Source organism: Enterocloster sp. 210928-DFI.2.20 (genome assembly GCF_020554465.1).
Classification (GTDB): Bacteria; Bacillota; Clostridia; order Lachnospirales; family Lachnospiraceae; genus Enterocloster; species Enterocloster bolteae.
In genome coordinates this window covers 15,583-41,580 of sequence record NZ_JAJCHK010000024.1, presented here as the reverse complement: position 1 = coordinate 41,580, position 25,998 = coordinate 15,583, and the positions used below count along the sequence as shown (strand labels likewise).

The 25,998-nt window shown below is 50.8% G+C and carries 22 protein-coding genes; 16 read left to right on the top strand and 6 right to left on the bottom strand.

Annotation, left to right across the window (positions count from 1 at the left end; translation table 11 throughout):
* The first annotated feature begins 142 nt into the window (after positions 1-142).
* The 3 genes from LI015_RS19340 (at position 143) to rho (ending at position 4,131) form a co-directional block, all read left to right on the top strand.
* Complete coding sequence (locus LI015_RS19340) at positions 143-871, top strand: polysaccharide deacetylase family protein (RefSeq protein ID WP_002572819.1); 729 nt, start codon at positions 143-145, stop codon at positions 869-871.
* 13 nt (positions 872-884) lie between these two features.
* On the top strand, positions 885-2,201 hold the full coding sequence (locus LI015_RS19335; protein ID WP_227126078.1) for a replication-associated recombination protein A: 1,317 nt from the start codon (positions 885-887) through the stop codon (positions 2,199-2,201).
* 232 nt (positions 2,202-2,433) lie between these two features.
* Positions 2,434-4,131 carry a transcription termination factor Rho gene (gene rho, locus LI015_RS19330; protein ID WP_002566710.1) on the top strand — a complete coding sequence of 566 codons (1,698 nt, stop codon included), beginning with the start codon at positions 2,434-2,436 and terminating at the stop codon, positions 4,129-4,131.
* A gap of 5 nt (positions 4,132-4,136) precedes the next feature.
* Here the strand turns inward: rho and mscL are convergent, their stop codons facing one another.
* Positions 4,137-4,589: a large-conductance mechanosensitive channel protein MscL gene (gene mscL, locus LI015_RS19325; RefSeq protein WP_002566709.1), complete on the bottom strand. Its 453-nt coding sequence runs from the start codon at positions 4,587-4,589 to the stop codon at positions 4,137-4,139.
* 169 nt (positions 4,590-4,758) lie between these two features.
* On the opposite strand from mscL, the gene LI015_RS19320 reads away from it, so the two are divergent.
* From LI015_RS19320 to LI015_RS19300, 5 genes are all read left to right on the top strand, one after another.
* Positions 4,759-5,997: an L-threonylcarbamoyladenylate synthase gene (locus tag LI015_RS19320; protein ID WP_227126077.1), complete on the top strand. Its 1,239-nt coding sequence runs from the start codon at positions 4,759-4,761 to the stop codon at positions 5,995-5,997.
* 20 nt (positions 5,998-6,017) lie between these two features.
* Positions 6,018-6,734 carry a FadR/GntR family transcriptional regulator gene (locus LI015_RS19315; RefSeq protein WP_227126074.1) on the top strand — a complete coding sequence of 239 codons (717 nt, stop codon included), beginning with the start codon at positions 6,018-6,020 and terminating at the stop codon, positions 6,732-6,734.
* Positions 6,735-7,047: 313 nt separating this feature from the next.
* Positions 7,048-8,508: an NAD(P)/FAD-dependent oxidoreductase gene (locus tag LI015_RS19310; protein ID WP_227126072.1), complete on the top strand. Its 1,461-nt coding sequence runs from the start codon at positions 7,048-7,050 to the stop codon at positions 8,506-8,508.
* Positions 8,509-8,511: 3 nt separating this feature from the next.
* On the top strand, positions 8,512-9,744 hold the full coding sequence (locus LI015_RS19305; RefSeq protein WP_227126070.1) for an NAD(P)/FAD-dependent oxidoreductase: 1,233 nt from the start codon (positions 8,512-8,514) through the stop codon (positions 9,742-9,744).
* Positions 9,738-10,118, top strand: coding sequence for a DUF1667 domain-containing protein (locus LI015_RS19300; RefSeq protein WP_002566704.1), 381 nt, complete (start codon positions 9,738-9,740; stop codon positions 10,116-10,118). Before LI015_RS19305 ends, LI015_RS19300 begins: the two co-directional genes overlap by 7 nt.
* A 366-nt stretch (positions 10,119-10,484) precedes the next feature.
* Here LI015_RS19300 and LI015_RS19295 read toward each other — a convergent pair whose 3' ends face one another.
* On the bottom strand, positions 10,485-11,087 hold the full coding sequence (locus LI015_RS19295; protein WP_227126068.1) for a hypothetical protein: 603 nt from the start codon (positions 11,085-11,087) through the stop codon (positions 10,485-10,487).
* Between the two features lie 550 nt (positions 11,088-11,637).
* Between LI015_RS19295 and LI015_RS19290 the strand changes: the two genes are divergently transcribed.
* From LI015_RS19290 to nth, 3 genes are read left to right on the top strand one after another with little or no spacing between them, the layout of a single operon-like run.
* Entirely contained in the window at positions 11,638-12,132 is a 495-nt protein-coding gene (locus LI015_RS19290) for a deoxycytidylate deaminase (protein WP_002566702.1), read from the top strand.
* 4 nt (positions 12,133-12,136) lie between these two features.
* Entirely contained in the window at positions 12,137-13,975 is a 1,839-nt protein-coding gene (locus LI015_RS19285; protein ID WP_227126066.1) for a B12-binding domain-containing radical SAM protein, read from the top strand.
* 56 nt (positions 13,976-14,031) lie between these two features.
* The gene (nth, locus tag LI015_RS19280) at positions 14,032-14,817 is read left to right on the top strand and encodes an endonuclease III (protein ID WP_227126064.1); all 786 of its coding nucleotides are present in this window, start codon (positions 14,032-14,034) and stop codon (positions 14,815-14,817) included.
* Between the two features lie 95 nt (positions 14,818-14,912).
* Here nth and LI015_RS19275 read toward each other — a convergent pair whose 3' ends face one another.
* Genes LI015_RS19275 through LI015_RS19260 form a run of 4 tightly spaced genes read right to left on the bottom strand, consistent with a single transcriptional unit; the run spans position 14,913 to position 20,034 of the window.
* On the bottom strand, positions 14,913-16,472 hold the full coding sequence (locus tag LI015_RS19275) for a response regulator transcription factor (protein WP_002572813.1): 1,560 nt from the start codon (positions 16,470-16,472) through the stop codon (positions 14,913-14,915).
* Complete coding sequence (locus tag LI015_RS19270; RefSeq protein ID WP_128132307.1) at positions 16,450-18,261, bottom strand: cache domain-containing sensor histidine kinase; 1,812 nt, start codon at positions 18,259-18,261, stop codon at positions 16,450-16,452. Before LI015_RS19270 ends, LI015_RS19275 begins: the two co-directional genes overlap by 23 nt.
* Before the next feature lie 22 nt (positions 18,262-18,283).
* A complete protein-coding gene (locus tag LI015_RS19265) occupies positions 18,284-19,366 on the bottom strand; it encodes an ABC transporter substrate-binding protein (RefSeq protein ID WP_319638734.1) in 1,083 nt (360 codons plus the stop codon).
* Positions 19,366-20,034, bottom strand: a complete 669-nt coding sequence (locus LI015_RS19260) for a cyclase family protein (RefSeq protein ID WP_002592215.1) — start codon at positions 20,032-20,034, stop codon at positions 19,366-19,368. Before LI015_RS19260 ends, LI015_RS19265 begins: the two co-directional genes overlap by 1 nt.
* Before the next feature lie 215 nt (positions 20,035-20,249).
* Here LI015_RS19260 and LI015_RS19255 point away from each other — a divergent pair, with 215 nt between their 5' ends.
* The 5 genes from LI015_RS19255 to LI015_RS19235 all read left to right on the top strand — a co-directional run bounded on the left by LI015_RS19255 (position 20,250) and on the right by LI015_RS19235 (position 25,930).
* Positions 20,250-21,161 carry an amidohydrolase family protein gene (locus LI015_RS19255; protein WP_002592214.1) on the top strand — a complete coding sequence of 304 codons (912 nt, stop codon included), beginning with the start codon at positions 20,250-20,252 and terminating at the stop codon, positions 21,159-21,161.
* 43 nt (positions 21,162-21,204) lie between these two features.
* A complete protein-coding gene (locus LI015_RS19250) occupies positions 21,205-22,332 on the top strand; it encodes an ABC transporter substrate-binding protein (protein WP_002566694.1) in 1,128 nt (375 codons plus the stop codon).
* A 95-nt stretch (positions 22,333-22,427) separates the two neighbouring features.
* Complete coding sequence (locus LI015_RS19245) at positions 22,428-23,954, top strand: sugar ABC transporter ATP-binding protein (protein WP_002592213.1); 1,527 nt, start codon at positions 22,428-22,430, stop codon at positions 23,952-23,954.
* Positions 23,951-24,901, top strand: a complete 951-nt coding sequence (locus LI015_RS19240) for an ABC transporter permease (RefSeq protein ID WP_002566692.1) — start codon at positions 23,951-23,953, stop codon at positions 24,899-24,901. Before LI015_RS19245 ends, LI015_RS19240 begins: the two co-directional genes overlap by 4 nt.
* A gap of 48 nt (positions 24,902-24,949) precedes the next feature.
* Positions 24,950-25,930 carry an ABC transporter permease gene (locus LI015_RS19235; RefSeq protein ID WP_002566691.1) on the top strand — a complete coding sequence of 327 codons (981 nt, stop codon included), beginning with the start codon at positions 24,950-24,952 and terminating at the stop codon, positions 25,928-25,930.
* The last annotated feature ends 68 nt before the right edge of the window (positions 25,931-25,998 follow it).

Sequence of the window (25,998 nt, the reverse complement as noted above, 5' to 3'; positions counted from 1 at the left end):
CCGGGAGCAGTCCCGGCGCTGTTTTCTTCTTCCCGCACATATTATGAAGTCTGTAAAGGGAGAAAAAGGTAAAAGCATTTTTATATTGCCCCTGCACATATACTGGATAGATAAGGATGCGAAATAAGAGAGGGAAAACAGGGTGAAGCTGATAAATAAGTCAAAGCTCCTGGCAGCTGTCTGCATAGCGGACCTTTTGCTGCTGGGCGGCCTTATCCATACGGTCAGGGGGGAGATGCCGGCCCATGTGTCTGCCGATGAGGGCTCCTGGGTCAGGGAGGGAGGGGATACCCTGGACCGGGCCAAGGGACTGGAAGGGAAATGTGTGGCTCTGACCTTTGACGACGGACCAAATGAGGATTGCACGGAAAAACTGCTGGACGGGCTGAAAGAGCGGAATGTCCGGGCAACCTTTTTTCTGATGGGACAGAACATAGAGGGAAACGAGGAGATTGTAAAGCGCATGAAGGCAGAGGGCCATTTGATTGGAAACCACAGCTACAGCCATGTGCAGCTTACAAAGGCCGGTTCAGACGCAGTCTGCCAGGCCGTGGACAGAACCAGCCGGATGATAGAAGAGATTACAGGAGAGAGGCCCCAATACATGCGCCCGCCCTATGGGGACTGGAATGAGGAGCTGGAGTGCAGGGTGGGCATGACCACTGTCCTGTGGTCTGTGGACTCCCTGGACTGGAAACTGCGCAATACCAACCGTGTGGTGAAACGGGTGCTTAAGGATGTGGAGGACGGGGATATCATATTAATGCATGATATTTTCCCCACTTCTGTGGAAGCAGCCCTGGAAATCGTTGACACGCTCACGAAGCGGGGCTATACTTTTGTTACGGTGGATGAACTGCTGATTGACTGAGGAGAATACAGATATGGATTTATTTGATTATATGAGAGAAAAGGATATGGAGAAGGAGTCGCCTCTGGCTTCCAGGCTCCGTCCGAGGACCCTGGATGAGGTGGTGGGGCAGCAGCATATTGTGGGAAAGGATAAGCTGCTGTACCGGGCCATACAGGCGGATAAGCTGGGATCCATTATTTTTTACGGACCTCCGGGAACCGGTAAGACCACCCTGGCAAAGGTCATTGCCAATACCACCAGTGCGGATTTCCGGCAGATTAACGCCACAGTGGCAGGAAAAAAGGACATGGAGGAAGTGGTGAAGGAGGCCAAGGACAACATTGGCATGTATGGAAGGAAAACCATCTTGTTTGTGGATGAGATCCACCGCTTTAATAAAGGACAGCAGGATTACCTTCTGCCCTTTGTGGAGGACGGGACCCTGATACTGATTGGAGCTACTACGGAAAATCCGTACTTTGAGGTAAATGGGGCTCTTCTTTCCCGGTCCAGGATATTTGAGCTCAAGCCCCTGGAAAAGGACGATGTCAAGGAGCTGATCCGCAGGGCAGTTTATGACAAGGAACGGGGAATGGGCATTTACGATGCCGACATTGACGAGGATGCAGCTGATTTTCTGGCAGACACGGCCAACGGGGATGCCAGGGCCGCGCTGAATGCCGTGGAGCTGGGGGTACTGACCACTGCAAAGGGAGCGGACGGACGGATTCACATTGATATGGCAGTGGCCCAGGAATGTATTCAGAAAAGGGCTGTCCGGTATGATAAGAACGGGGACAACCACTATGACACTATATCCGCGTTTATTAAAAGCATGCGGGGGTCGGACCCGGACGCGGCCGTGTATTATCTGGCGCGGATGCTGTACGCGGGAGAGGACATCAAGTTCATAGCCAGAAGAATTATGATATGTGCTGCGGAGGATGTGGGAAATGCGGACCCTCAGGCCCTTGTGGTGGCGGTAAACGCAGCCCAGGCCGCAGAGCGCATCGGAATTCCCGAGGCCAATATCATCCTCTCCCAGGCAGTGACCTATGTGGCCACAGCTCCAAAGAGCAACGCTGCCTGTATGGCGGTACAGAAGGCCATGGAAGCGGTGAGGAACGAACGGACTATGCCAGTGCCGGTCCATCTGCAGGACAAGCATTATAAGGGAGCGGAAAAGCTGGGACATGGGGCAGGTTATCTCTATGCTCATGACTATCCCAAGCATTATGTACAGCAGCAGTATCTGCCCGAGGGTATGGAGGGAACCGTATTTTATGAACCTTCTGACAATGGCTATGAGAAGCAGATAAATGCGCATATGAAATGGCTTAAAAGCTGATTTTCTCAAATTTTAACTTTACAATCCCTGATATTCGTGTATATAATAGGGCTATACATAGATTAGCTGGCAGTTTTCTTGATACTGCCGGCAGTCTGTTAGTCCCTGAGCAATTCCCAAATCTGGAATAAACCCCGAATTTGAATGAACAGAAGATAATTTGAATATAGACAGAAGGCGTACACCGGCTTTTTTTGCGGGTGAAGAATTGAATTTAATAAGGAGAAATACTATGCGTGAAAAACTGCAGACCCTGCCTCTTTCAGAACTAAAGGAAATGGCCAAGAGCCGTGGAATTAAGGGCATCAGTTCATTAAGAAAGGCAGAAATTATTGATTTGCTCTGCGATGAGGCAGAGAAAAACCCGGATATAAAGCCGGCGGAAATAAAACGGGAAGTAAAAACGGAAACATCCCGGAGCCAGGAAACGCCTCGGAGTCAGGAGATATCCCGGAGCCAGGAAACGCCCCGGAGTCAGGAGATATCCCGGAGCCAGGAAACACCCCGGAGCCAGGACCAGCCCCATGCCTTTGAGCGTAACCAGTCAAGGAGCCAGGATTATCAGGAAAACCGGAATGACAGCAGGGGAACGGATAACCGCCGCCCTGTTTCAAGAGGGTACGACAGCAAGTATACACAGAACAGGACCCAGACTCCCCAAACACATGGAAACAGCAGTATGAATAACAGAATGAGCCAGAACAGCGCGCCTTCCCAGAACGATGGAGAGCGTTTTGCCAGAGCGGACAATAGAAGTGACGCAATCGGCCTTTCCAGCCAGGATATGGCTGAGTTAGACAGCGGGATTGAGGCAAACGGCATACTGGAAGTCATGCCCGACGGATTTGGATTCATCCGCTGTGAAAATTTTCTTCCCGGTGAAAATGATGTGTATGTGGCACCTTCCCAGATTCGCCGTTTTAATCTGAAAACAGGAGATATTATAGTGGGAAACCGCAGGGTGAAGTCTGCAACAGAGAAGTTTGCGGCCCTTCTCTACATCAAGACGGTAAACGGCTATCCCCTAAGCGCCACGGAGACAAGGCCCAACTTTGAGGACCTGACACCCATCTTCCCTAACAGGCGGCTTCATATGGAAACACCTGGTGAGAGGAATACGGTGGCCATGCGTGTCCTGGACCTTCTGGCACCTATTGGAAAGGGACAGCGTGGTATGATTGTATCCCCTCCAAAGGCAGGAAAGACCACACTGTTAAAGCAGGTAGCAAAGGCAGTTACAACCAATAATCCGGATATGCATCTGATGATCCTTCTGATTGACGAGCGCCCTGAGGAGGTTACGGATATAAGAGAGGCCATTGTGGGTCCAAATGTGGAAGTAATCTACTCAACCTTTGATGAGCTGCCTGACCGTCATAAGAGGGTATCCGAGATGGTGATTGAGCGGGCCAAGCGTCTGGTGGAGCACGGACGTGACGTTATCATCCTGCTGGACAGCATTACCAGGCTGGCCAGGGCATACAATCTGACGGTTGCGCCCAGCGGCCGTACATTATCCGGCGGTCTGGATCCGGCAGCCCTTCATATGCCGAAGCGTTTTTTCGGCGCTGCCAGAAATATGCGCGAGGGCGGAAGCCTGACCGTACTGGCCACTGCCCTGGTGGAGACGGGAAGCCGCATGGATGATGTTGTGTATGAGGAATTTAAAGGCACCGGCAACATGGAGCTGGTGCTCGACAGGAAACTGTCTGAGAAACGTATCTTCCCGGCCATCGACATATTGAAGTCCGGCACCAGAAGGGATGACCTCCTGCTGTCCAGGGAAGAAGCAGAGGCAGTGGATATTATCCGCAAGGCCACCAATTCCCTGAAACCCGAGGATGCAGTGGAAAAGATACTTGACCTTTTCGCAAGAACCAGGAATAACAGGGAATTTGTGGAGAATGCCAAGCGGATTCGGTTTTTCTAGGAATATCAGGCTATGTCCTTTCGTTCCTTTAAAAGGTCGCGGATTTCAGCCAGAAGCTCTTCCTGTGTGGGACCAGCCGGTGCCGGTGCTTCTTCCTTGGCGTCTTCTTCATGGCGTAACCGGCTGCTGATGACGGCAACCGTCTTAATCATAAAGAACATGCACACGCCGATAATGAGAAAATCCAATATATTTTGTAGGAAGCTGCCATAGAGTATGGCGGCTTCTTCTACTTCTACCCCGTTTATAGTGGCCGCGGGATGGATGACATATTTAAGTGTGTTGAAGCTTGCGCCTCCGGTCAGGGCACCCAGTAAGGGCATCAGGATGTCATTGACAAGAGAAGTCACAATCTTGCTGAAAGCGCCGCCGATAATGACGCCCACGGCCATGTCGATGATGTTTCCTTTGAGGATAAATGCCTTGAATTCTTTCATTACGCTGTTAATGTTGCTCATTGGTAAAGCCTCCAATCATTTGTGATGACTTAAGTTTACACGAAATGTCCGTAATCTTCAAGTGACAGGTGCAGGATAGGCCGGATTTCCCGGCTTTACATTGGCTGTGGCGGGTGCTAAAATAGACTGGACATAGAGCAAACGGTATTTAACAATCGAGGTATGAATCATGGAAACAAAAAGAATTATTATAGAAGACAGAAATCATATAAAGGATGAGGAACTGAAAGAGGCAGCCAGCATACTGCGTTCAGGGGGCCTGGTGGCATTTCCCACAGAAACCGTGTACGGTCTGGGCGGCAATGCACTGGACGAGGACGCGGCAAGAAAAATTTATGCTGCAAAAGGGAGGCCCTCTGATAATCCTCTGATTGCCCATGTATCCTGCGTGGAGGAGGTGGCGCCTCTTGTAAAGGAGATACCGGAGGCTGGCAGGAAGCTGATGGAGGCTTTCTGGCCAGGTCCCCTGACCATGATATTTCCCAAGAGTGAAAAGGTTCCCTACGGCACAACCGGCGGTCTGGATACCGTGGCAATCCGTATGCCGGACGACCCGGTGGCAAACCAGCTCATTGCCCTGGCCGGAGTGCCCGTGGCCGCACCCAGCGCCAATACATCGGGACGGCCAAGCCCCACTACAGCCGACCATGTATGGCAGGATATGAACGGCAGGATTGAGATGATTATAGACGGGGGTCCTGTGGGAATCGGGGTGGAATCCACCATAGTGGATGTTTCGTCCGCGGTACCGGCTGTTCTGAGGCCGGGGGCCATTACCATGGAAATGCTTGCGGAGGTGCTGGGGGAGGTAAGCGTGGACCCGGCTATCCTGGGCCCTCTTTCTGCGGATGTCAGGCCAAAGGCGCCGGGAATGAAGTATAAGCACTATGCCCCCAAGGCTGACCTTACACTGGTGGAGCCGGGGACTGGAACAGAGCGGGAGAGCGGAGCGGAGCAGGTGACCGGAGCGGAGCAGAAAACCGGAGCAGAGCAGGTGACCGGAGCAGAGCAGAAAAACGGAGCAGGGCAGAAAACCGGAGCGGAGCAGAAAACCGGAGCAGACCGGAACACAGGGGCGGACCCGGAAACCGGATTGGATGAGACACAGCTCCAGGCCATGATTTGCAAGGTGCGGGAGCTCTCCCGGGAGAAGATTGAGGCCGGCTATAAGGTGGGAGTTATCTGTACGGACGAGTCCAGGGGATGCTATACAGACGGCGAGGTACGCAGTATAGGCGCAAGAAAAAGCCAGGCATCCGTGGCCCATAATCTTTACGCTCTGCTCAGGGAGTTTGATGATTTGGGAGTGGACTACATATTTTCGGAGAGCTTTCCCAAGGACCACCTGGGACAGGCTATTATGAACCGGCTTTCCAAGGCGGCTGGATATAAGATTGTAAAGGTATAATGCATCAGGCAGGAGGAAACATGGAAAAACAGACCTTAGGGGAGATTGCATCCCAGAAGCTTTTGGAGATGATACAAAGGGACGGCTATACGGCCGGAGATAAGCTTCCCACGGAAGCTGAGCTGGTGGAACTTCTGGGGGTTGGCCGCAACACGGTGCGGGAAGCTCTTAGAATTCTCATGTCCAGAAATATTGTCACCATACGCCAGGGCTCAGGCACCTTTATTTCAGACAAAAACGGTGTTTCCGATGATCCCCTGGGGTTTGCCATGATAGAGGACCGAAGAAAACTGACAGAGGACCTGATTCAGGTGCGTGTGATGCTGGAACCGCCCATTGCAGCTCTGGCAGCCCAGAATGCCACCGTGGAGGATATCCACCAGCTGGAGAACATACTTCTGGGCCTGGAGGAACAGATGATACTAAGGGAGGACTATGCTGACAAGGATTCGCAGTTTCACGCCCAGATTGCAAATTGTTCCCATAATCTGGTCATGACCAACCTGGTACCGGTAATCACAGACGGCGTCCGTGTGTTTGCCGGTGCTGTCCAGGAAACAGAGTATGAACAGACTCTTAAATCCCATCGCAGGATATTTGAGGCTATCCGGGACAGGAAGCCTGTGGAGGCGCAGCAGGCTATGTATTTCCACCTGATGTATAATGACAACCGTTATAAAGGTGAGATGCGGGATGGGAAGCAGGGGATGAAGGGGACGAGAGCTAAAGAACAGTAATGGCTTGCTGCCAAGGGGCTGTTGCGAAAGTAGATAAATAATAATCTACTGGAGCAGCAGCTCCTTTTCTGCGCAAAAAACAGAAAAGAGGGCACCGTTTCATCTATTTTCATTTTGGGACACACCTTTTGCACCTGTTTGCAGATGTTTTCAGATAAGGGTAACTTTTGTGGTGAAATAAAAAAAGGAAATATTCATCCTATAAATAGTTACGTTTTATTCGATTTTATCTTGACTATACCTTATAAATATGGTAAAAATAAAATATATTCATAGGATGAATTTTGTAATTATCCTTTAGGAGGAAAGCGGCATGAAACAACTGTATGATGTAATCATTATTGGCGGCGGTGTGGTGGGCAGCGCCATTGCCAGGGAAATGTCCAGATACCGTCTGAAAATAGGCGTTTTGGAAAAGAACCTGGATGTTTGCTATGAGACCAGCGGCCGGAATTCCGGTGTGGTCCATGGCGGGTTTGCTTATGACACAGGTTCACTGAAGGCCAGGCTCTGTGTGGAAGGCAATCAATTCATGGGACAACTGGCAGAGGAGCTGGATTTTAAATTCATCCGCTGCGGTAAGGTGCTGGTAGGCAATACGGCGGAGGATATGGAAACACTGAAACGGACCATCCGGCAGGGGGAGGAAAATGGTGCCGCAGGCCTGGTGCTAATTGGAAAAGAACGGCTCCATCAATTGGTTCCGGCTGTGGTAGGGGAATTTGCCATGTTTTCGGCTAACAGCGGAATTGTGGACCCTTTTAATTATACCATAGCCCTGGCTGAGAATGCCCATGCCAACGGAGCAGCGTATTATTTTGACCATGAAGTGACAGGAATACGGCGGGACAGCGAAGGAAATTATATACTTACGACGCAAAAAGGTGAATTCCACACCCGGTGGGTTGTGAACAGCGCCGGACTGGGCTGCGGCAACATTTCCGATATGCTGGGCATCCGCGGCTATAAGGTGATTGGTTCCAAGGGGGATTACATTATTCTGGACAAGCGTACAGGATATCTTCTTCCCATGCCTGTATATCCGGTTCCCAGCAATACTTACATGGGAATCCACGTGACCAACACTACTGACGGGAATGTCATTATTGGACCCAACGCAGAGATGGTAACAGATTTTACATACTATGGCGTGCCTCAGGAAAATATGGATTATCTGGCTAAGAGTGCTTCGGACCTGTGGCCATGTATCCATAAAAAAGATTATATCCGCAACTATTCCGGTATTCTGCCTAAATGGGTGGATGAGGACGGGGTTATACAGGATTTTAAGATAGAGATAAGGGATGACATTGCGCCCCGCGCCATTAATCTGGTGGGCATCGAGTCCCCCGGGCTTACAGCGGCAGTGCCCATTGCCCGTCATGCAATCAGTCTTATGGAAGAGAGGGAGAAACTTACGCCGAATCCAGGGTTTAATCCTGTGAGAAAAGGAATTCCTCATTTTGCGGAGATGACAAAAGAAGAGCAGGAGCAGATGATACGGCAGAATCCTGATTACGGCCAGGTCATTTGCCGGTGCGAAAAGGTAACCAGGGCTGAAATCCTGGCAGCCATTCATAATCCATTGGGAGTTGACACCATGGCAGGAGTCAAATACAGGACCCGCTCCATGATGGGGCGGTGCCAGGGAGGATACTGCCAGATGCGGATTGCGCAGATGATAGAAGATGAATTGGGAAAAAAGGTAACAGAAGTCAGGTATGCCAGAAAAGATTCACAGATGTTTTTCGGCAGAGTGCGGGAGGAGGCGTAGGAAATGGAGATAGACGTACTCATTGTGGGCGGCGGACCGGCGGGACTGGCTGCGGCTGTCCGGTTATACAGGAAAGGAATCCATAATATATTGATTGTGGAACGGGAAAAACAGCTGGGAGGAATACTCAGACAGTGCATTCATGACGGTTTTGGACTGACCCGTTTTAAAACCACATTAAGCGGGCCGGAATATGCACAGAGATTTATAGAAGAGGTGGAGGAATTAGGGATTCCTTACATCACGGACGCAACCGTTCTGGAGGTGGCAGAGGACAGGACAGTGACGGCAGCAACACGCCGGGGGCTTAAGGTATGGAGGGCCAAGTCCGTGATCCTTACCATGGGATGCAGGGAGCGTACCAGAGGCGCTTTGGGAATCCCCGGTGAGCGCCCGGCCGGTGTGTTTACGGCAGGGGTTGCCCAGGCTTATATTAACCTCTACAATGTAATGCCTGCAAAGGAAGTGGTTATCCTGGGCTCCGGGGACATCGGTATGATTATGGCCCGCAGGCTTACGCTGGAAGGCGCCCATGTCCAGGCTGTGTTTGAGATCCAGCCATATCCCAGCGGCCTGCCCCGCAATGTGGAGCAGTGCCTGAATGATTACGGCATACCGCTATACCTGAGCCATACGGTAACGGCTGTCCACGGGGACAACCGCCTGACAGGCGTCACGGTGTCCCGTGTGGATGAACACTTAAGACCTGTTCCGGGAACTGAAAAGGAATACAAGTGTGATACCCTGATACTTTCCGTGGGACTGATTCCTGAAAATGAACTTTCACTGGACGCTGGCGTGACCCTGGATGACAGGACAAAGGGCGCTGTGGTGGATGAACATTTCCAGACAGATGTGGCGGGGATTTTTGCTGCGGGAAATGTGCTCCATGTCCATGATTTAGTGGACTTTGTTTCCATGGAAGCAGAGAGCCTGGCGGATTCTGCTGCGGAATTTGTGCAGAAAGGATGTCTGCCTCCCTGTCCCATCGAAATAGGAACGGACAGCCATATTAACCATACCGTTCCCCAGAGAGTGAGCGGCACCAGGGATTTTAAGCTGTCCCTGAGGGTAAACAGTCCTTTGAAGGAATGCCGCATTGAAGTAAGGCAGGACGGCGTGTTGGTTGCATCAAAGAAAATGAAGAAAGCGATACCGGCCGAAATGATTGAACTTACGGTTAAGGCGGATAAACTGGTGTCCATGGGCCGGCTGGAGGTGAGCGCTGAATGTTGAGAGAATATACATGTATCATCTGTCCCAACGGATGCGATATAAGGGCGCAGATTGAAGAGAGGGAAGACGGAAGCAGACGGATTTGTTCTGTGGAGGGCGCCGCTTGCCCAAAGGGGAGGGCGTATGTGGAGCAGGAATTGACGGATCCCCAGAGGAATATTGCCACATCTGTATTGGTAAAGGGCGGCATACTTCCCCTGGCCAGCGTGAGGCTGACAAACCCCATACCCCGGGACCGGATTTTCGATGCAGTGAGTGAGATAAAAAAGTATACCCTGACCGCCCCTGTGAAAGCGGGAACTGTTGTCATACCGCGTCTCATGGGGTATGACACGGATGTGATTGTGACTAAATCAGTGCCTGAAAATAGATGATGGCAAAGCTGGGGCGGATGAAAACACAAAGAAAAGTCTGTTATTGTTGATGTAAGCAGCTATATAGGAAAACCACCCTGATACCTGGCAGTTGAGAGGGTGGTTTTTCTATCTTCATAATTCGCTCGGCCCCCTGCGGAAAGTTGTCTTTTGAGCATATTTACAGAGTTTGGTAATTCAACCAAGGCTTTTTGATATTAAGTTTTGGTTTACCCATGGAGGACTTATAATGGTTCTGTCAGAAATGCAGTTTATATCGCTGCTCCTCAAACCTGACGAAAATCTGCCCTGCACAGTAAAGGCCAATATACCCCTTAAAAAGATCCTTGGGCCGGCGGATGTTTTCGCAAAATAAAGTGTTTTCTACTAAATTCCGAACTCCTTGAACAATTGTTCCTGATAAGTCCTATCCGATGCTGCCCGGATAATGTCGTCCGCCCTTCCTGCATCTGCCAGCTTCACATTCAGTGCATTTGCGCGCCCCAGCCCCTGCTGGACTCCTTTTTCTATACCTTGTTCAATTCCTTTTTCAATCCCCTTCTCAACACCGTCCTCAAACAGCATTTTGCCTAAAACAGTCATTCCGATCCTCTCCTTTATCATCGCTAATTCATCTCTGTCCAAAAATTTTACTGCCAGCGCATACAGTACTGACTGCATTCTTTTTCGATCCTCATCCCCTGCTTTGAGTTCCTTACACTGAAGAAACTCCATGCCCTGGTAAATCCTTTGGCTCATCTCCATCTTTCCCGACATCAGAGGGGTCAGAAGCAGGGGAAATACATCATGGCGCCCCAGTGTCTTGCCCCGGCTGATTTTCCGCTGCAGCTTTTCAAAGACCTTGTCCGCATTTCTGTCCTTTAGCCGAACCACCTCTACTCTGTATACGTTCATTCCGTTGACCAGCTGGCTGAACCCTCTGGCCCCTGCTGATTCTGATTCCTGTTCACGCAGATAATCTGCTTCCATACAGCCTCCTGTTCCGGCAAGCCATATAAGAACCTATCCTCATTATAGCGTTTTCCGATAAACCAGACAATAGCCCTTCTGCCTTTTAATAAATAATTGGTGTGATATAAAAGTGGAAATGATTGCCCGATACATAAGGGGCAGAATAATGAGATGAATCGTTCGATTCAGATAATTTGAGATATTGTTAAAGATATAGAATAATGAGCGATAGTTACTTATATTCCGCTATCGTCTGGTTGTTATAATATAGCATTTATCCCGGAAAAAGGCAAGGACCGGAAAAACAGTTATTCACCGGTTATTCCCAGGGGTATTTCCAAGGCGTTCCCAAGATTTATGCAACTTTATTGATTAAATAAGCCCGGAATGTTATAATCCATTCACAGACAGAGGAAACTATAAAATACCAGCAACGATACCAGAAGCAGCCACGCAGCCGTTCCTGAATGTCCAGACAGGAGTTGTATTTATTGGACACTGCGGGAGCAGGCTGCGTGTGTGCAGAGACAGCCAGGCGGCTGCGGAAAGGATAAAAGGAGGAAAAAGAATGACCGGAAAACGTGTGGATTATATAACATGGGACGAATATTTTATGGGGGTGGCCCTGTTGTCGGGAAGACGTTCCAAGGACCCCAGTACCCAGGTGGGCGCGTGTATTGTCAGCCAGGACAATAAGATCCTGTCCATGGGATATAATGGTTTCCCCAAAGGGTGTTCGGATGACGAATTCCCCTGGGGCAAGGAAAATGAGAAGGAGGACCCCTACAATTCCAAATATTTCTACTCCACACACAGCGAGTTAAATGCTATTCTTAATTACAGAGGGGGAAGCCTGGAGGGAAGCAAGCTCTATGTGACCCTGTTCCCCTGTAATGAGTGCGCCAAGGCCATTATACAGTCAGGAATCAAGACCATTGTATACAGAGAAGACAAATATGCGGACACACCGGCGGTAATGGCTTCCAAGCGTATGCTGAATGCTGCGGGAGTGCGTTACTACCAGTACCAGTCCACCGGCCATAAAATCGAGCTAGAGGTATAGTCCCATGAAGATACTGCTGACGGCTGTCAACGCGAAATATATACATTCCAATCTGGGAATTTACAGCCTGAAGGCTTACGCAGACCAGGTATTGGGGCTGGGGGAAGCAGGCGGCAGGCATGAACGGGCGGAAAACCGTGGAATCGGGACCGGTGCCATGGATCCTGCGAAGCCGTCTATTGAGCTGGCCGAGTATACAATCAACCACCAGCTGGACCAGATTCTTCAGGATATATTCAGAAGAGAACCGGATGTGATTGCCTTTTCCTGTTATATCTGGAATATAGAATATATCAGATATCTAATCGCGGATTTAGGGAAAATACTGCCGGATGTGCCCATATGGCTGGGAGGACCGGAGGTGTCCTTTGATGCAGCTAAAGTGCTTGGGGAGCTGCCGGAGGCAACAGGCGTCATGAAGGGAGAGGGAGAGGAAACATTTGCACAGCTGGCCGGATATTATGTGGATAAGTTGTGTAAAAAAGGGACAGACAGTGGAAAAATCCTGCCGGACGGACAGGCCGGTCTGGAAAATATACCCGGGCTTGCCTTTCGCCTCCCCAATGGTTCGTTGGCAGATACCGGTGTACGCCGGGCCGTGGATATGAGCCGGATACCATTTCCATATAAGCATATGGATATAAAGGATTTGGAGCACCGCATCATTTATTACGAGAGCAGCCGGGGCTGCCCCTTTTCGTGCAGCTACTGCCTGTCCTCTATTGATAAGAGCGTACGGTTCAGAAGCCTGGAACTGGTCCTTGATGAGCTGGCTTATTTCCTGGAGGCCGGAGTGCCTCAGGTAAAATTTGTGGACAGGACCTTTAACTGCAATAAAAAACATGCCATGGCCATATGGCGGTTTATCCAGAGTCATGACAACGGAGTCACCAATTTTCACTTTGAGATTGCCGCCGATTTGCTGGACCAGGAGGAGATTGAGCTTTTGGGCCAGATGCGTCCTGGACTGGTCCAGCTGGAGATTGGCGTACAGTCCACTAATCCGGACACGCTTAAGGCCATACACCGCAAGACAGATATAGACGAGATACGCCGTATCACCGGCACAATCAATCAGGCACATAATGTTCACCAGCATCTGGACCTGATCGCAGGTCTGCCCAATGAGAATTTGGAATCTTTCCGTCATTCGTTCAACCAGGTATATTCCATGGAGCCGGAGCAGCTTCAGCTGGGCTTCCTCAAAGTGCTGAAGGGCTCTTATATGGAAGAAATGGCATTGACCTACGGCCTCTGCTATTCCTCACGGCCGCCCTATGAGGTCCTGTCCACCCGGTGGCTGTCCTACAGGGACATCCTGGAACTAAAGGGCGTGGAGGATATGACGGAGGTGTATTATAACAGCAGGCAGTTTGTCCATACTCTGTCCGGGCTTGCGGCAGAATACGGTTCGCCCTATGAAATGTTTCTGGATATGGCTGCATATTACCGTGAAAACAATCTCACCGGCATCAGCCACAGCCGCATAGCCAGATATGAGATACTGTACAGTATCATAGCCAGACGTAGGGATGCAGGGCTGGATGCCTCTGTTATGGAACGGTTCAGGGACCTTCTCATGTATGATTTATATCTCAGGGAAAATGTAAAAAGCCGCCCATCCTTTGCCCGGGACCAAAGCCCTTATAAACAGGCTGTCCGGCAGTTCTTTCAGAGGGAGGAGGAATCTCCCCATTACCTTATGGATTATGAAGGGTATGATTCCAGGCAGATGAGTAAGATGGCCCATATTGAAGCCATGGGAGACGGAACCCTGGTGCTGTTTGATTACAGGCACAGGGACCCGCTGACGTATAATGCAAGGGCGGTCAGAATTGGGTGATAAACTTTAGAACGTTGTAAATACAACAAAAACGTTGTGATGAAAGGACTGGATATATGCTGCAGAAGACCATTTTAAATGAACCTGAGACTGACAGAAAAACTGGCAGAGGGATAAAAAGTGACCGGGATACAAAGGCCGGCAGAGGGAGAAAAGCTGGCGGCGGCACAAAAACTCAGGGAAGGCCGAAAGCGGTCAGGGAGACAAAAGCAGAACTGGCCGCCCGTATTGCCCGTATCCTGGATGTATTGGACCGGGAATACGGTACGGAGTACCGCTGTTACCTGAATTACGAGACACCCTGGCAGCTGCTGATTGCAGTTATCATGAGCGCCCAGTGTACAGACGCCAGGGTGAATATCGTCACAGCTGATTTATTCCAGAAATACGATACCCTGGAGAAGTTTGCCGCGGCGGATTTAAAGGAATTGGAACAGGATATCCACTCCATTGGGTTTTATCACATGAAAGCTAAGAATATCATTGCCTGCTGCCGGGACCTGGTGGAACGGTTTGGAGGAGAGGTGCCAAGAACCATAGAGGAGCTGACCTCCCTTGCAGGCGTGGGACGTAAGACAGCCAATGTTATACGTGGGAATATATACAATGAACCCAGTATTGTGGTGGATACCCATGTAAAGCGTATTTCCAGGAAGCTGGGCCTTACAAAAGAGGAGGAGCCGGAGAAGATAGAGTATGATCTGATGAAGGTGCTGCCAAAGGACCATTGGATTCTGTGGAACATACATATCATTACCCTGGGCCGTACCATCTGCATTGCCAGGCGCCCGAAATGCTGTGAATGCTTTCTGCGGGAGGAATGTCCGGGCAGGGAGGCGTAGGTTTTTTTCAATCCGTTCCCTTCGCCATGCAGCACTTGCCTCCTTTTTTGCGTTCCTGCCTGCCGCCGGCCGGTCTTTCCTTTTGTCGGCCGCCCCTACTTCCGGCTCTGGAACTCAGAAGGGGATTTTCCATAATATCGTTTGAATGCGGCGCTGAAATAGGCCGCATTTTCATATCCTGCCCTGGATGAGATTTCATACATTTTCATGCTGGTATTCTCAAGCAGTCCCCTGGCTTTTTCCATCCTTACCTTAATCAGATAATCCGTAAATGTAATTCCTGTCTCGCTCTTAAATACAGTGCTGAAATAGGAGGTGCTTAAGCATACGGCTCCCGCCACCTCATCAATGGAAAAGGAGGAGGACATATAGTGGTTCTGGATGTACAGGATGGCCTGGTCTATGAGCTTTCCGTAACGGCTTTTGTTGATGCGTATGCTGTCGCAGATTTTGAACAGGTTCTGCTTCAGGTTTTCGATGCTGGACTCCAGTGTACCACCGGCTGCCACTTTTTTGAATTCTTCGATGGGATTCTGAAATATATCCTGAAGGTTGATTCCTGATTCCCCCAATTCCTTCATCAGATGGGTATAGAAGCTTCCCAGGGAAAATGTCATATACAGATAGCTCTCGCTTCCCTTCTGATAGAGCCATGTTTTTAATTGCTCCAGCTCTCCTGTAATCCCTTCCTTATTTTGTTCCTTGATAAAAGTAATAAGCCTGGTGTCCGGTATGGGATATCCCTGGCTGTCCTCCGGCTCATTATAGATATAAGACTCCACCTCCTCGTAAAAGATATCCGCATTGGAACCCTTGATGAAATGAAGCTTGCCTGCTTCATGGCAGGTCTGTACACTTTTGTGGAGCAGGCGGATGCCCTGGACAATGCTGCCCGAGGCGATGCTGACATCGCAGTAGCTCCCCTCATGGGGGAACTGCCTGCGTATCGTGTCCACCAGAATTTTCCGCCGGGCGGCCAGTTCCATCCTGGAGCGGGAGGTGAGGCAGACGCTGTAGCTGTACTGATGGGATTCCAGCAGATAAGAGCTGTCACCAAACAGAATCTGGCTCAGGGCCGAAAACCTGCGCTCTGACGCATAACGGATGTCGTCGGACAGCTTGCTTAAGCTGTGATCGTCCAGCTCCACCTGCAGGAAGCAGCACCATGAATCAGGCTCAAGGTCCAGCTCGTTTAAGACAATGCCCTCGGGGCCGGCCGCCTCCTGGACCGCCATGTTGCGCAGCAGCTGTGTGGCCATCAGACGCTTGTCGTGGTGGAACTGCCTGCAGTGGGAAACCGCATTCGTCAGTATGCGGTTCATGGCATCCAGATCAATGGGTTTCAGTATATAATCCAGGGCCCGCAGATGCATGGCTGTCCTGGCATATTCAAAGTCATCATACGCGCTGATGATGAGAAGCACGATGTTTGGGTTTAAGTCCTTTGCCAGCCTGGATAGCTCCAGCCCGTCGATATAAGGCATACGGATGTCGGTGATAAGGATGTCAGGCGGATTATCCTTCATCTGGTTCCAGGCATCCTGTCCGTCGGCAGCAGTGCCGGAAAGGCAGATGCCCAGTCCCTCCCAGTCAATCTGCCGGGATAACCCTTCCAGTATGATTTCATTGTCATCACAAAGCATTGCCTGGAACAAAAATATCATCTCCTTTCAGTTTGGGAATCTTTACGGTTACTTCGGTGCCAAAATCCGGCTCTGACGTGACGGTCAGACCGTAGCTGCTTCCAAAGAGGATATGGATGCGCTCATTGACATTGTAGAGCCCATACCCGGAATCCCTGTGGTCCGGGTGGGCGGCTGTTCCCAGCTGCTGCTGCAGTTTTTCAAGGGTTTCCTGGTCGATTCCCCGGCTGATGTCCTGCACGGACAGTACAAGGCTGTCCTCATCCTCGTAAATGCGCACCTGTATAAAGACCTTCTGCCCAGGCATGGGTATTGCGTGCGCAATGGCATTTTCAGCCAGGGGCTGCAACAGCAGCTTAAGAGTACGGTAGGAATACAGCACAGGGTCGCATTCAATGGCGTATTCAAATTTCTTGCTGTAAATCATGTTGGTGATAAACAGGTAGCTGCTTATGTGACGCAGCTCCTCCTCGATGGTGATGATTTCATTCCCCTTGCTGAGCGAAATCTTAAACAGCGTGGACAGCTCATTGAGCATTTTCTCCGCGTCCCGATTCTTGTCCATTCTCAAAAGCCACATGACGGAATCCAGGGAATTATACAGAAAATGGGGCTGTATCTGGGCCTGGAGGGCCTTCAGCTCCGAGTTCTTAAGCTTTTTCTGCTCCTCATAGATCTGGCTGATAAGCTTTTGGATCCGCTCCAGCATCTGGTTGAAATTCTTGCCCAGCCGTCCGAACTCATCGGAGGAGTGGTACGTGTACCGGACCGAGAAATCTCCATTTTCCACCTCCTCCATCATGCGGTAAAGAATCTGTACTGGTTTGTATACGGACTGGGATATAAGCATGGCCACATACAGGGAGGAGAATGCGATTATCAGCAGGACCAGCATGACAATATGGGTGATGTCCTTGCTGCTCTGGGTCAGAAAGCCCCGGTCTATGATGCCGGCAATCCTCCAGTTGGAATTCATCAGGGTACGGCTTACCACCAGGTACCCGCTGTCAGGCACTACCATGGATTTTCCCACGGCAGTGCCTGTGGATTCCAGAATATGGGATACCAGGCTGGGGGAAATGTCGATGGGATAGTGGAGATCGTTGCCTGCGTTGGAGCGGAACAGGATGCTTCCCTCCTGATCAATGATGCAGATGACCCCGTTGCTGAGACTGTGCTTGATTTTCTGGGTGATAACATCCTCTTTGATGTCGGCTGCCACAATGCCGTTGACCATACCCGAAGCCTTATCCATCACCGGCTGTCCCACTGTGATGAAGTTATCGCTGATAGAGCTGCGGACAATGAAGCTGCCCTCATGGGAAGGAAACCAGGTGGTTTCCCTGCTGCCCGCAATGGCCTTATACCATGTAGTCTCCCTCTGGTCCTCTGATTTGAATGAGTAGTAGTTGGATTTGTAGCGGCCGCCGTTCTGGCCGAACACATATACTCCGAAGATATCCTTGCGGTAGGTGGAGATAGAGGCCAGCTCCATGCTGCCGGCCAGGTCGTTGGAATACTGGTCCCGGACAGAGTCAAAGTCCATGCGCAGGTATTTCTGCATCTTGATATCGCCGGTCAGCATGTCGCAGAGATTCCAGGCATCATTGAGCAGGCTGTCAATGTCATCGCAGACAAGGTCAATGGTCTCGATGGAGGATTTCTCGGTCATGTTGATGATGAAATTGGTATAGAGATGATAGGCGGCAATTCCCACCAGGAGCACAGGGATACAGGATAGCGTCACAAAGGAAATCAGCAGTTTCCTGCGGAATGAAAGCTGTCGGAAGAAGTTTTTCATGAATCCCGTTTCCTTTCCTGTATTAATAGGCGGTGAGCGCATACTCGGCCGCATTCTCAGCAGTAATAATCTGATAAGGAATCATTACCATGGGGAATGGCTTGCAGTCCCGTTCCATCTGCTGTATCAGGAAAGCCGCAATAAATCCCCAGCGGGGGTTGCTCTCCACCGTGCCCAGATATTCTCCGGCAATGATGGCCTTGCACACGTCCTGGATGCCGTTGATGGACACAATGGCGATTTCACCCGGCGGCAGCCCTGCTACCTTGATGGCCTGGAGAGCCCCCAGCCCGTCTTCATCGCTGTGGGCAAAGACCGCGTCTATGGTCTGTCCCCGGTTGGCGGCCTTGATAAGTGCGTTTTCCATTGCCTTTTGGGCTGTTACCCGGTCAAAATTCCCGTATTCCACATCAATGATTTCCATGTTGGGATACTTCATAAGGGCCTGATGGAATCCTTTTGAGCGCGCCTGGGCTCCGGGTGAGCTCTCGGTGCCGTAGATTTCCACGATCCTGCAGGGCTGCTCCCCGAATTTATCCGCCAGCAGGCCGGCGCAAATCTGGCCTTCCTTCAGGTAATCCGCGGAGATAAGAGACACATAGTAGCTCTGGTCAATGGTCTCGGCCGACTGGTCAATGAGGATGACGGGAATGCCCGCGTCCTTGGCGTCCTGGAGCACCGGAGTCAGGGCAGACAGGTCCGCGGGCACAATGACCAGATAGTCCACACCCTCCCGAATCAGGCTGCGTATATCTTCCAGCTGCCACTGAACAGAGTGGTCCTCCGGTTCATGGTAGATAAAGTCCATCCCATTGGGAAGCAGGGCTTCGCGGAAACTGTTGATTTGGGCTGTTCTCCATGGATTGTCTGTCTCTATCTGGGAAAAACCCACATGGAGGCTGGAGCTGTCAGCCGGTTCCGGTTCCCAGTTTGCGGCCTGGTTGGAGGTATCATACAGGGTAATGGCCAGGATGACGCACAGGGAGCAGATGATGAGAAGGCACCAGTGTTTCCTAAACAGCAGCTTGAATCGTGTCTTAAATAGTATCTTAAACCATGTCTTGAACCATGTCTTAAACCGCAGCATAAACCGTGACATAGGCATCAGTACTCCGCCCACATGGTGACGGGGGAACTGTCAATGCCCTCTATTATCAGCGGAACGGCGGCTGCGTTTTTCAGAAAGCCGGACGGAAGTCCCTCCATGTTAACATCCTCGATGATGCAGATATAACGGTTGTGGTACATGCCAAGCATGATCTGGTGGGCCAGATCCCCATCCTTTGTGTCGCTGTAAGAGGCAAGGGACACAAAATCCAGGGCCAGGGCCTTTAAATGGCTCATATTATCCTGAAGGTACCGGGCCAGCCGGCTGCTGACAGCGGGACCATTGTTTTCATAGAGATCCGGTTTTTCTCTGCGGTATTTGGAGAAACCGGTGCGGATTAAAAGCAGATCAGCGTCTTTTACGTCCTCACGGTGGGGAATCAGATCCTCGGGCATGAGCTTTGCGCCAGGTTCCTTTGGAATATCCAGGAGCAGGGGCTTATGAAAGAAAAATTGCCCAAAGGGAACCTGGTCCAGGGGAATGCCCTTTCCGTAAAAATGCATGGGTCCATCCAGGTGGGTTCCGTAATGGTTAAAAAGATGGATGGTGCAGGTGTTGGCTGTGTCGCCTCCGGCAATGGAGGTGTGGGGTTCCAGACTGAATGCAGGGTTGCCGGGCCAGGTGGGCTGCCCTTTTTTTATAGGATACGATAAAATCTGATACATAAAATCCCTCCTTATGATAAAAATATCATCCCAATGTAACAGTTGTTATCATTAAATCACGATTTGCAGGGAGCGTCAATAAGATAGAATGAAATCAAAACATATTCCAATCAAATCATATATACATAAAAATATGGTCATAGTATACTAATGGCATCCGAAAAACAGTGCTGTTAAAGTGCAATATACACAAATGTACAGGTAGGGGGATTTAGATGAACGTAATTGATATTCACGCCCATATATATGAGCGGGTGGCGGGAATTACCAGGGGACAGCCCATGGCCTCCACGGATCTGGGGCGGGTCGCCATAGGAAATGAGGAAGTGCAGTTTCTTCCTCCGTCCTTTGAACAGAGCCGCAGCACAGCAGAAATGCTCATCGCCTATATGGACTGGTGCGGTATCGAAAAGGCGGTTCTTATGCCTAATCCCTATTACGGGTACCATAACCGGTACTTTGCGGACAGCGTAAAACGGTATCCGGACCGGTTGCGGGGGGTGGCATTGGTTGACATAATGAAAGGACAGGAGGCGGCCAGAGAGCTGGCGTCCATCTACGACCAGGGAATCCTGTTTGGCTTTAAGGTGGAAGTGGACAGCACCTTCCAGTGCGCTCCCGGAACCCGCCTTTCGGATTCCGGGCTGTCTCCTGTGTGGGACTGCTGCAATCAATACCATCAGCCGGTATTCATCCACATGTTCCGCACAGAGGACATTGAGGACGCGGGCTTCCTGGCCTCAGCGTATCCCAATATCAGCTTCATTCTGTGCCATATGGGGGCGGATGCATGTTTTAAAAAAGGGATGCCTGAATCCAATTACAGGGAAGTGCTGGATTTGGTAAAGAACCGTTCCAATGTATTCATCGACACATCCACCGTACCGGTGTATTTTGGCGAGGAATATCCCTGGCCCTCCTCCGTGGAAATCATCCAGGCATGCTACCGCCATGTGGGACCGGAGAAGATGATGTGGGCGTCGGATTATCCGGGCATGCTGAACCATGGCACCATGCGGCAGCTGATTAACCTGGTGGAAAAGCATTGCAGCCATATACCGGAGTCCCACCGGCAGATGATTATGGCGGATAACGCCAGACGGCTGTTTTTCGACGATCAGAGGTAACTTACGTATGACTGTTACTATTAAAAAAAGGAGAAGATGAGTTATGAGAAAAATGTTTACAGTAGGTTTGGCAGCAGTAATGGCAATGGGCCTGTGCGCCTGCGGTTCACAAAAGGCAGCGGAGACAACGGCTGCACCAGCGGCGGCAGAGACAACAGCCGCCCCATCCCAGGATGAAAAGAAAGAAGAAGCGGAAGAGACCACAGAGGCCCAGGCATCCTCTGAGACAGCCGGCGGTGAGGGATATGTGGTGGCCCTGTGCAACTATTCCATCGGAAACTCATGGAGGGCCCAGATGGAACAGGAGTTTGTGGCTGAGGCGGAGAAGCTGAAGGCAGAGGGAGTGGTAAGCGAGTACTACATTACCAATTCCAATGAGGATATCAACAAGCAGATCAGCGATATGCAGGATCTGATTACAAAGAAGGTAGACGCCATCGTTATTACGGCTGCCTCCCCAACAGCCCTTGCGCCAGTGGTAGAAGAGGCTGCTGAAGCGGGGATCAAGGTGGTTTCCTTCGACAATGTGGTGGAGACAGATGAGCAGGTGGCTACAGTAGGCATTGACGAGAAGGAATTCGGCCGTATCGGAGCAGAGTGGCTGGTGGACAAGCTGGATGGAAAAGGCAAGATTGTGGTCCTGAACGGTATCGCGGGAACAGCTACTGACTCCCTGCGCTGGGGCGGTGCTGAGGAAGTGTTCAAACAGTATCCCGACATCGAGATTCTGGGATCAGCCAACGCTTCCTGGGACTATGCCCAGGGCAAGGCTGCCATGGAATCCATGCTGTCCGCTTATCCGGAAATCGACGGCGTGTGGTCACAGGGCGGCGCCATGACACAGGGCGCAATCGACGCATTTATAGCAGCCGGCCGGGATCTGGTTCCCATGACAAGCGAAGGCAACAACGGCGCTATCCGCGCATGGATTGAAAATAAGGATAAAGGGCTGTCCTGCATAGCACCTTCCAATCCTACCTACACCAGCGCAGAGGCTCTGCGGGTTGTCATCAAAGCCTTAAACGGCGAGGATATTCCAGGGAACGTGGTCATGGATATTGAGACCGTTACAGAAGAAAATGTGGACCAGTATTACCGTTCAGATATGCCGGACAGCTTCTGGGTTCTTACAGAGCTGGATGACGCGACTCTTCAGAAGCTTTACAAGTAGTCAGCACGCTTTGGGGATGATGGACAGGCCGATGAATATCGGCCTGTTTTGCACATAAGGACCATGTCTGTTCCGGAGAGAGAAGGAGGTTAACAGTGGCTGAAGAGATTTTAAAAATGGTCAATATAACAAAACGGTTTGCCGGCATCACGGCCCTGGACCGGGTACAATTTTCCTGCAGTAAGGGGGAAGTACATGTGCTGGCCGGGGAAAACGGGGCCGGAAAGAGTACCATACTTAAGATTCTGGCGGGAATCCATCAGGCGGATGAAGGGGAAATATATTTCCATGGTAAAAAGGTGGTAATCCGGAATCCTGAGCAGTCCCAGAAACTGGGGATTGCCATGGTGTTCCAGGAGCTGACTCTGGTGGGGGAAATGACGGTCTGGGAAAATATTTATTTAAACCAGGAACCGGTTACCCGTCTGGGAAGAATCAACCGAAAGGAAATTAAAAAGCGCATTCTGGACGTCATGGACCGCTATGGAATCCATATTGACCCGGATGCCCCTGTGGGCAGTCTGCCGGTGGCGGAACAGCAGATGGCGGAAATCCTAAAGATTCTGGTCAGGGACCCGGAACTGATTATTCTGGACGAGCCAACTTCTGCATTGGCCAAAAAGGAGGTAGAGCAGCTGTATCAGATTATCCACAATCTGATTGCGGATGGCAAGACGATTATTTTCATTTCCCACCGTTTGGAGGAATTGTTTGAGCTGGGAGACCGGATTACCGTATTCAAGGACGGATGCTATATTGGGACCAGGAACATGAATGAGATAAATGAGGATGATTTAATACGGATGATGGTGGGACGCTCCCTGAATCATGTATTCCCTCCGCCTGTTTGCGAAGTGGATGACAGCCAGGTAATATTTGAGGTAAAGGACCTGGCGGACGCTGACCATAAGCTGAACCAGGTCAGCTTCCAGGTACATAAAGGAGAGATACTGGGGGTGGCCGGACTGCAGGGCCATGGACAGACAGAGCTGCTTAATGCTGTCAGCGGTCTCTATCCCCTGTCCGGGGGATCTATTATTGTCAATGGAAAGCAGGTGGGCATAAAGAACGCGGGGCAGGCCATTGCAAACGGAATTGCCCTGGTGCCCTCCGACCGGAAGAACCAGGGGCTGATGCTGGAGCTTTCCAACCGCCACAACCTGGCCATTTCCAGTATGAAAAAGCGCATGAAAGGATGTTTCATAGACAAAAAGGCGGAACAGGCATTCAGCGAGTCCATGGCGTCAAAGCTTTCCATTAAAATGGGAGGGCTGGACCTGCCTGTATCCAGTCTGTCGGGGGGAAACCAGCAGAAGGTGGTTCTGGGCAAGGAGCTGGCCACGGAGCCCAGGGTTATTCTCTTTGACGAGCCAACACGCGGTATTGACGTGGAGGCAAAACGGGAATTCTACCAAATCATGCATGACCTGGCGGCCCGGGGCGTGGCGGTGGTCATGAACTCCAGCGACATGCTGGAGGTAATCGGCATGAGCAGCCGGGTGATTGTTATGTACGAGGGCAGGATATCCGGTGTCCTGGAAAAAGAAGAGCTGACAGAAGAACGGATTATGCAGCTGGGCATGGGACTGGGAAAGAACAGGAAGGAAGGTGAGAAAGGGTGAAGGGCAGATTGAATCGAAACTTCTGGCATAAACACGGGCATACGGTTATCATATACGTGTTTCTGGCAGCTCTCATGGTTTTTGTAAGCATATTTAATAAGGACTTTTTTACTCTGGGGAATTTCAAGAATCTTCTGCGTTCCTCTTTTCCGCTGCTCATGGCAGCCCTGGGGCAGACGCTGATCATTCTCACAGGAGGAATTGACTTGTCCCTGGGAGGAATTGTGGCTCTGTGCAATGTGGTCTGCGTCATGTCCATGAACCCGGACTCTGCCTGGGGATTTGTCCCTGCCCTGGGGGCAGCGGCTGCGGTGGGCCTGGCCTGCGGGGCTGTAAACGGTGTCCTGGTCACAAAAGGGCGCCTGGCTCCCATCATTGTAACCATAGCAACCACAGCCGTATTTGACGGAATGGCTTTACTGCTCATGCCGAATCCGGGGGGGAGTGTGCACAAGGCGTTTGCCAAGTTCCTGACACGGGGATATTCCGGTGCGGTACCCTTTCTTCTGTTCATCCTCATCCTCTGTCTGGTGAGAAGTCTCGCCAACAGCACTCCCTACGGAAAGGCCCTGAGGGCCATTGGAGGCAGTGAAAATGCGGCCTACTCCACCGGCATACGGGTGGGAAAGATAAAATTCTGCGCCTACTGTCTGGCCGGGCTCCTGTGCGCTGTGGCCGGAATATTCTTAAGCGCCCAGATGAATTCGGCTGACGCCACCATAGGAAAAAATTACGCCATGAACGCCATCACTGCCACGGTGGTGGGCGGAACTGCCATGACAGGCGCGGTGGGAGACCCTCTGGGTACCATAGCAGGCGTGTTCATCATTTCCATCATCAACAATATGCTGAACCTGTTTGGCGTTTCTTCATTTTACCAGTTCATATGCCAGGGCCTGATACTGATTGCAGCCCTGTCGCTCAGCGCGCTGCATAAGAGGCATTAGGGCCTGTGGGGACTTATTATTAAGGATAGAAAGGTAAGGTGAAAGAAAGTGGGAGAAGAAAAGAACAGACAGGCTTCCAATCTACAGTTTATTAAGAAAAATGCAGGCAGCTCCCAGGTTATGGTCTATGTTATACTGGTGGTATTATTGCTGGCGGCCCAGCTCATGTCACCGGGCTATTTAAAGCCCACCCATGTGGCCGGAATCCTGAGGCTGGCCTCCTTTATGGGAATCGCCGCAATCGGCCAGAACCTGACCATACTGACAGGAGGAATTGATTTATCCATCGCCAATACCATCACCTTTGCCAACGTGATTGCGGCGCAGATCATGATGGGCCGAAATGAGAATCTGCCCGCTGCGCTTTTTGCAGTTATTGTCATGGGTGTGATGGTGGGATTTATCAACGGAGTGGGAATCCATTGGCTTAAGATACCGCCCTTTATCATGACGCTTGGTGTGGGAACGGTTATCCAGGGCGTGTTTCTGATTTACACAAAGGGCGCCCCCAAGGGCAATGCATCTCCCCTTCTGAAGGCCATCTGCGGACAGAGCTTCATAGGCATCCTGTCCGGCATTGTGGTCATATGGGCTGTTATGGCGGCTGTGACCATTGTGCTTCTGCGGAATACTCCCTACGGGAGGAAGATATATTCCGTGGGCACCAACGAGCAGGCGGCCAGGTTTTCGGGAATACACACAGGAAGGGTGACATTTTCCGTGTATCTGATATCCGCGGTCATAGCAGCTGTCTCCGGTTTCTTCCTGGTGGGATACACGGGTACCAGCTTCCTGGATGTGGGCACCAGCTACAATACAAAGACCATAGCGGCCGTCATTATCGGAGGAACCGCCATTACCGGAGGAAAGGGCGGATATATCGGAACCATAGCAGGGGCAATCATCATGACCATACTGGATGATTTTCTGACCATTGTCAATATTCCGGAGGCAGGGCGTCAGATCATGCAGGGAGTTATCATCGTACTGCTGGTACTCATATACAGCAGGGAAAAGCGTAAGAAGTAGGCCGGAAGACAATTCATGGAATCACTCATGAAGCAGTACAGGAAGCAGTCAGGAAACAATACAGGAAG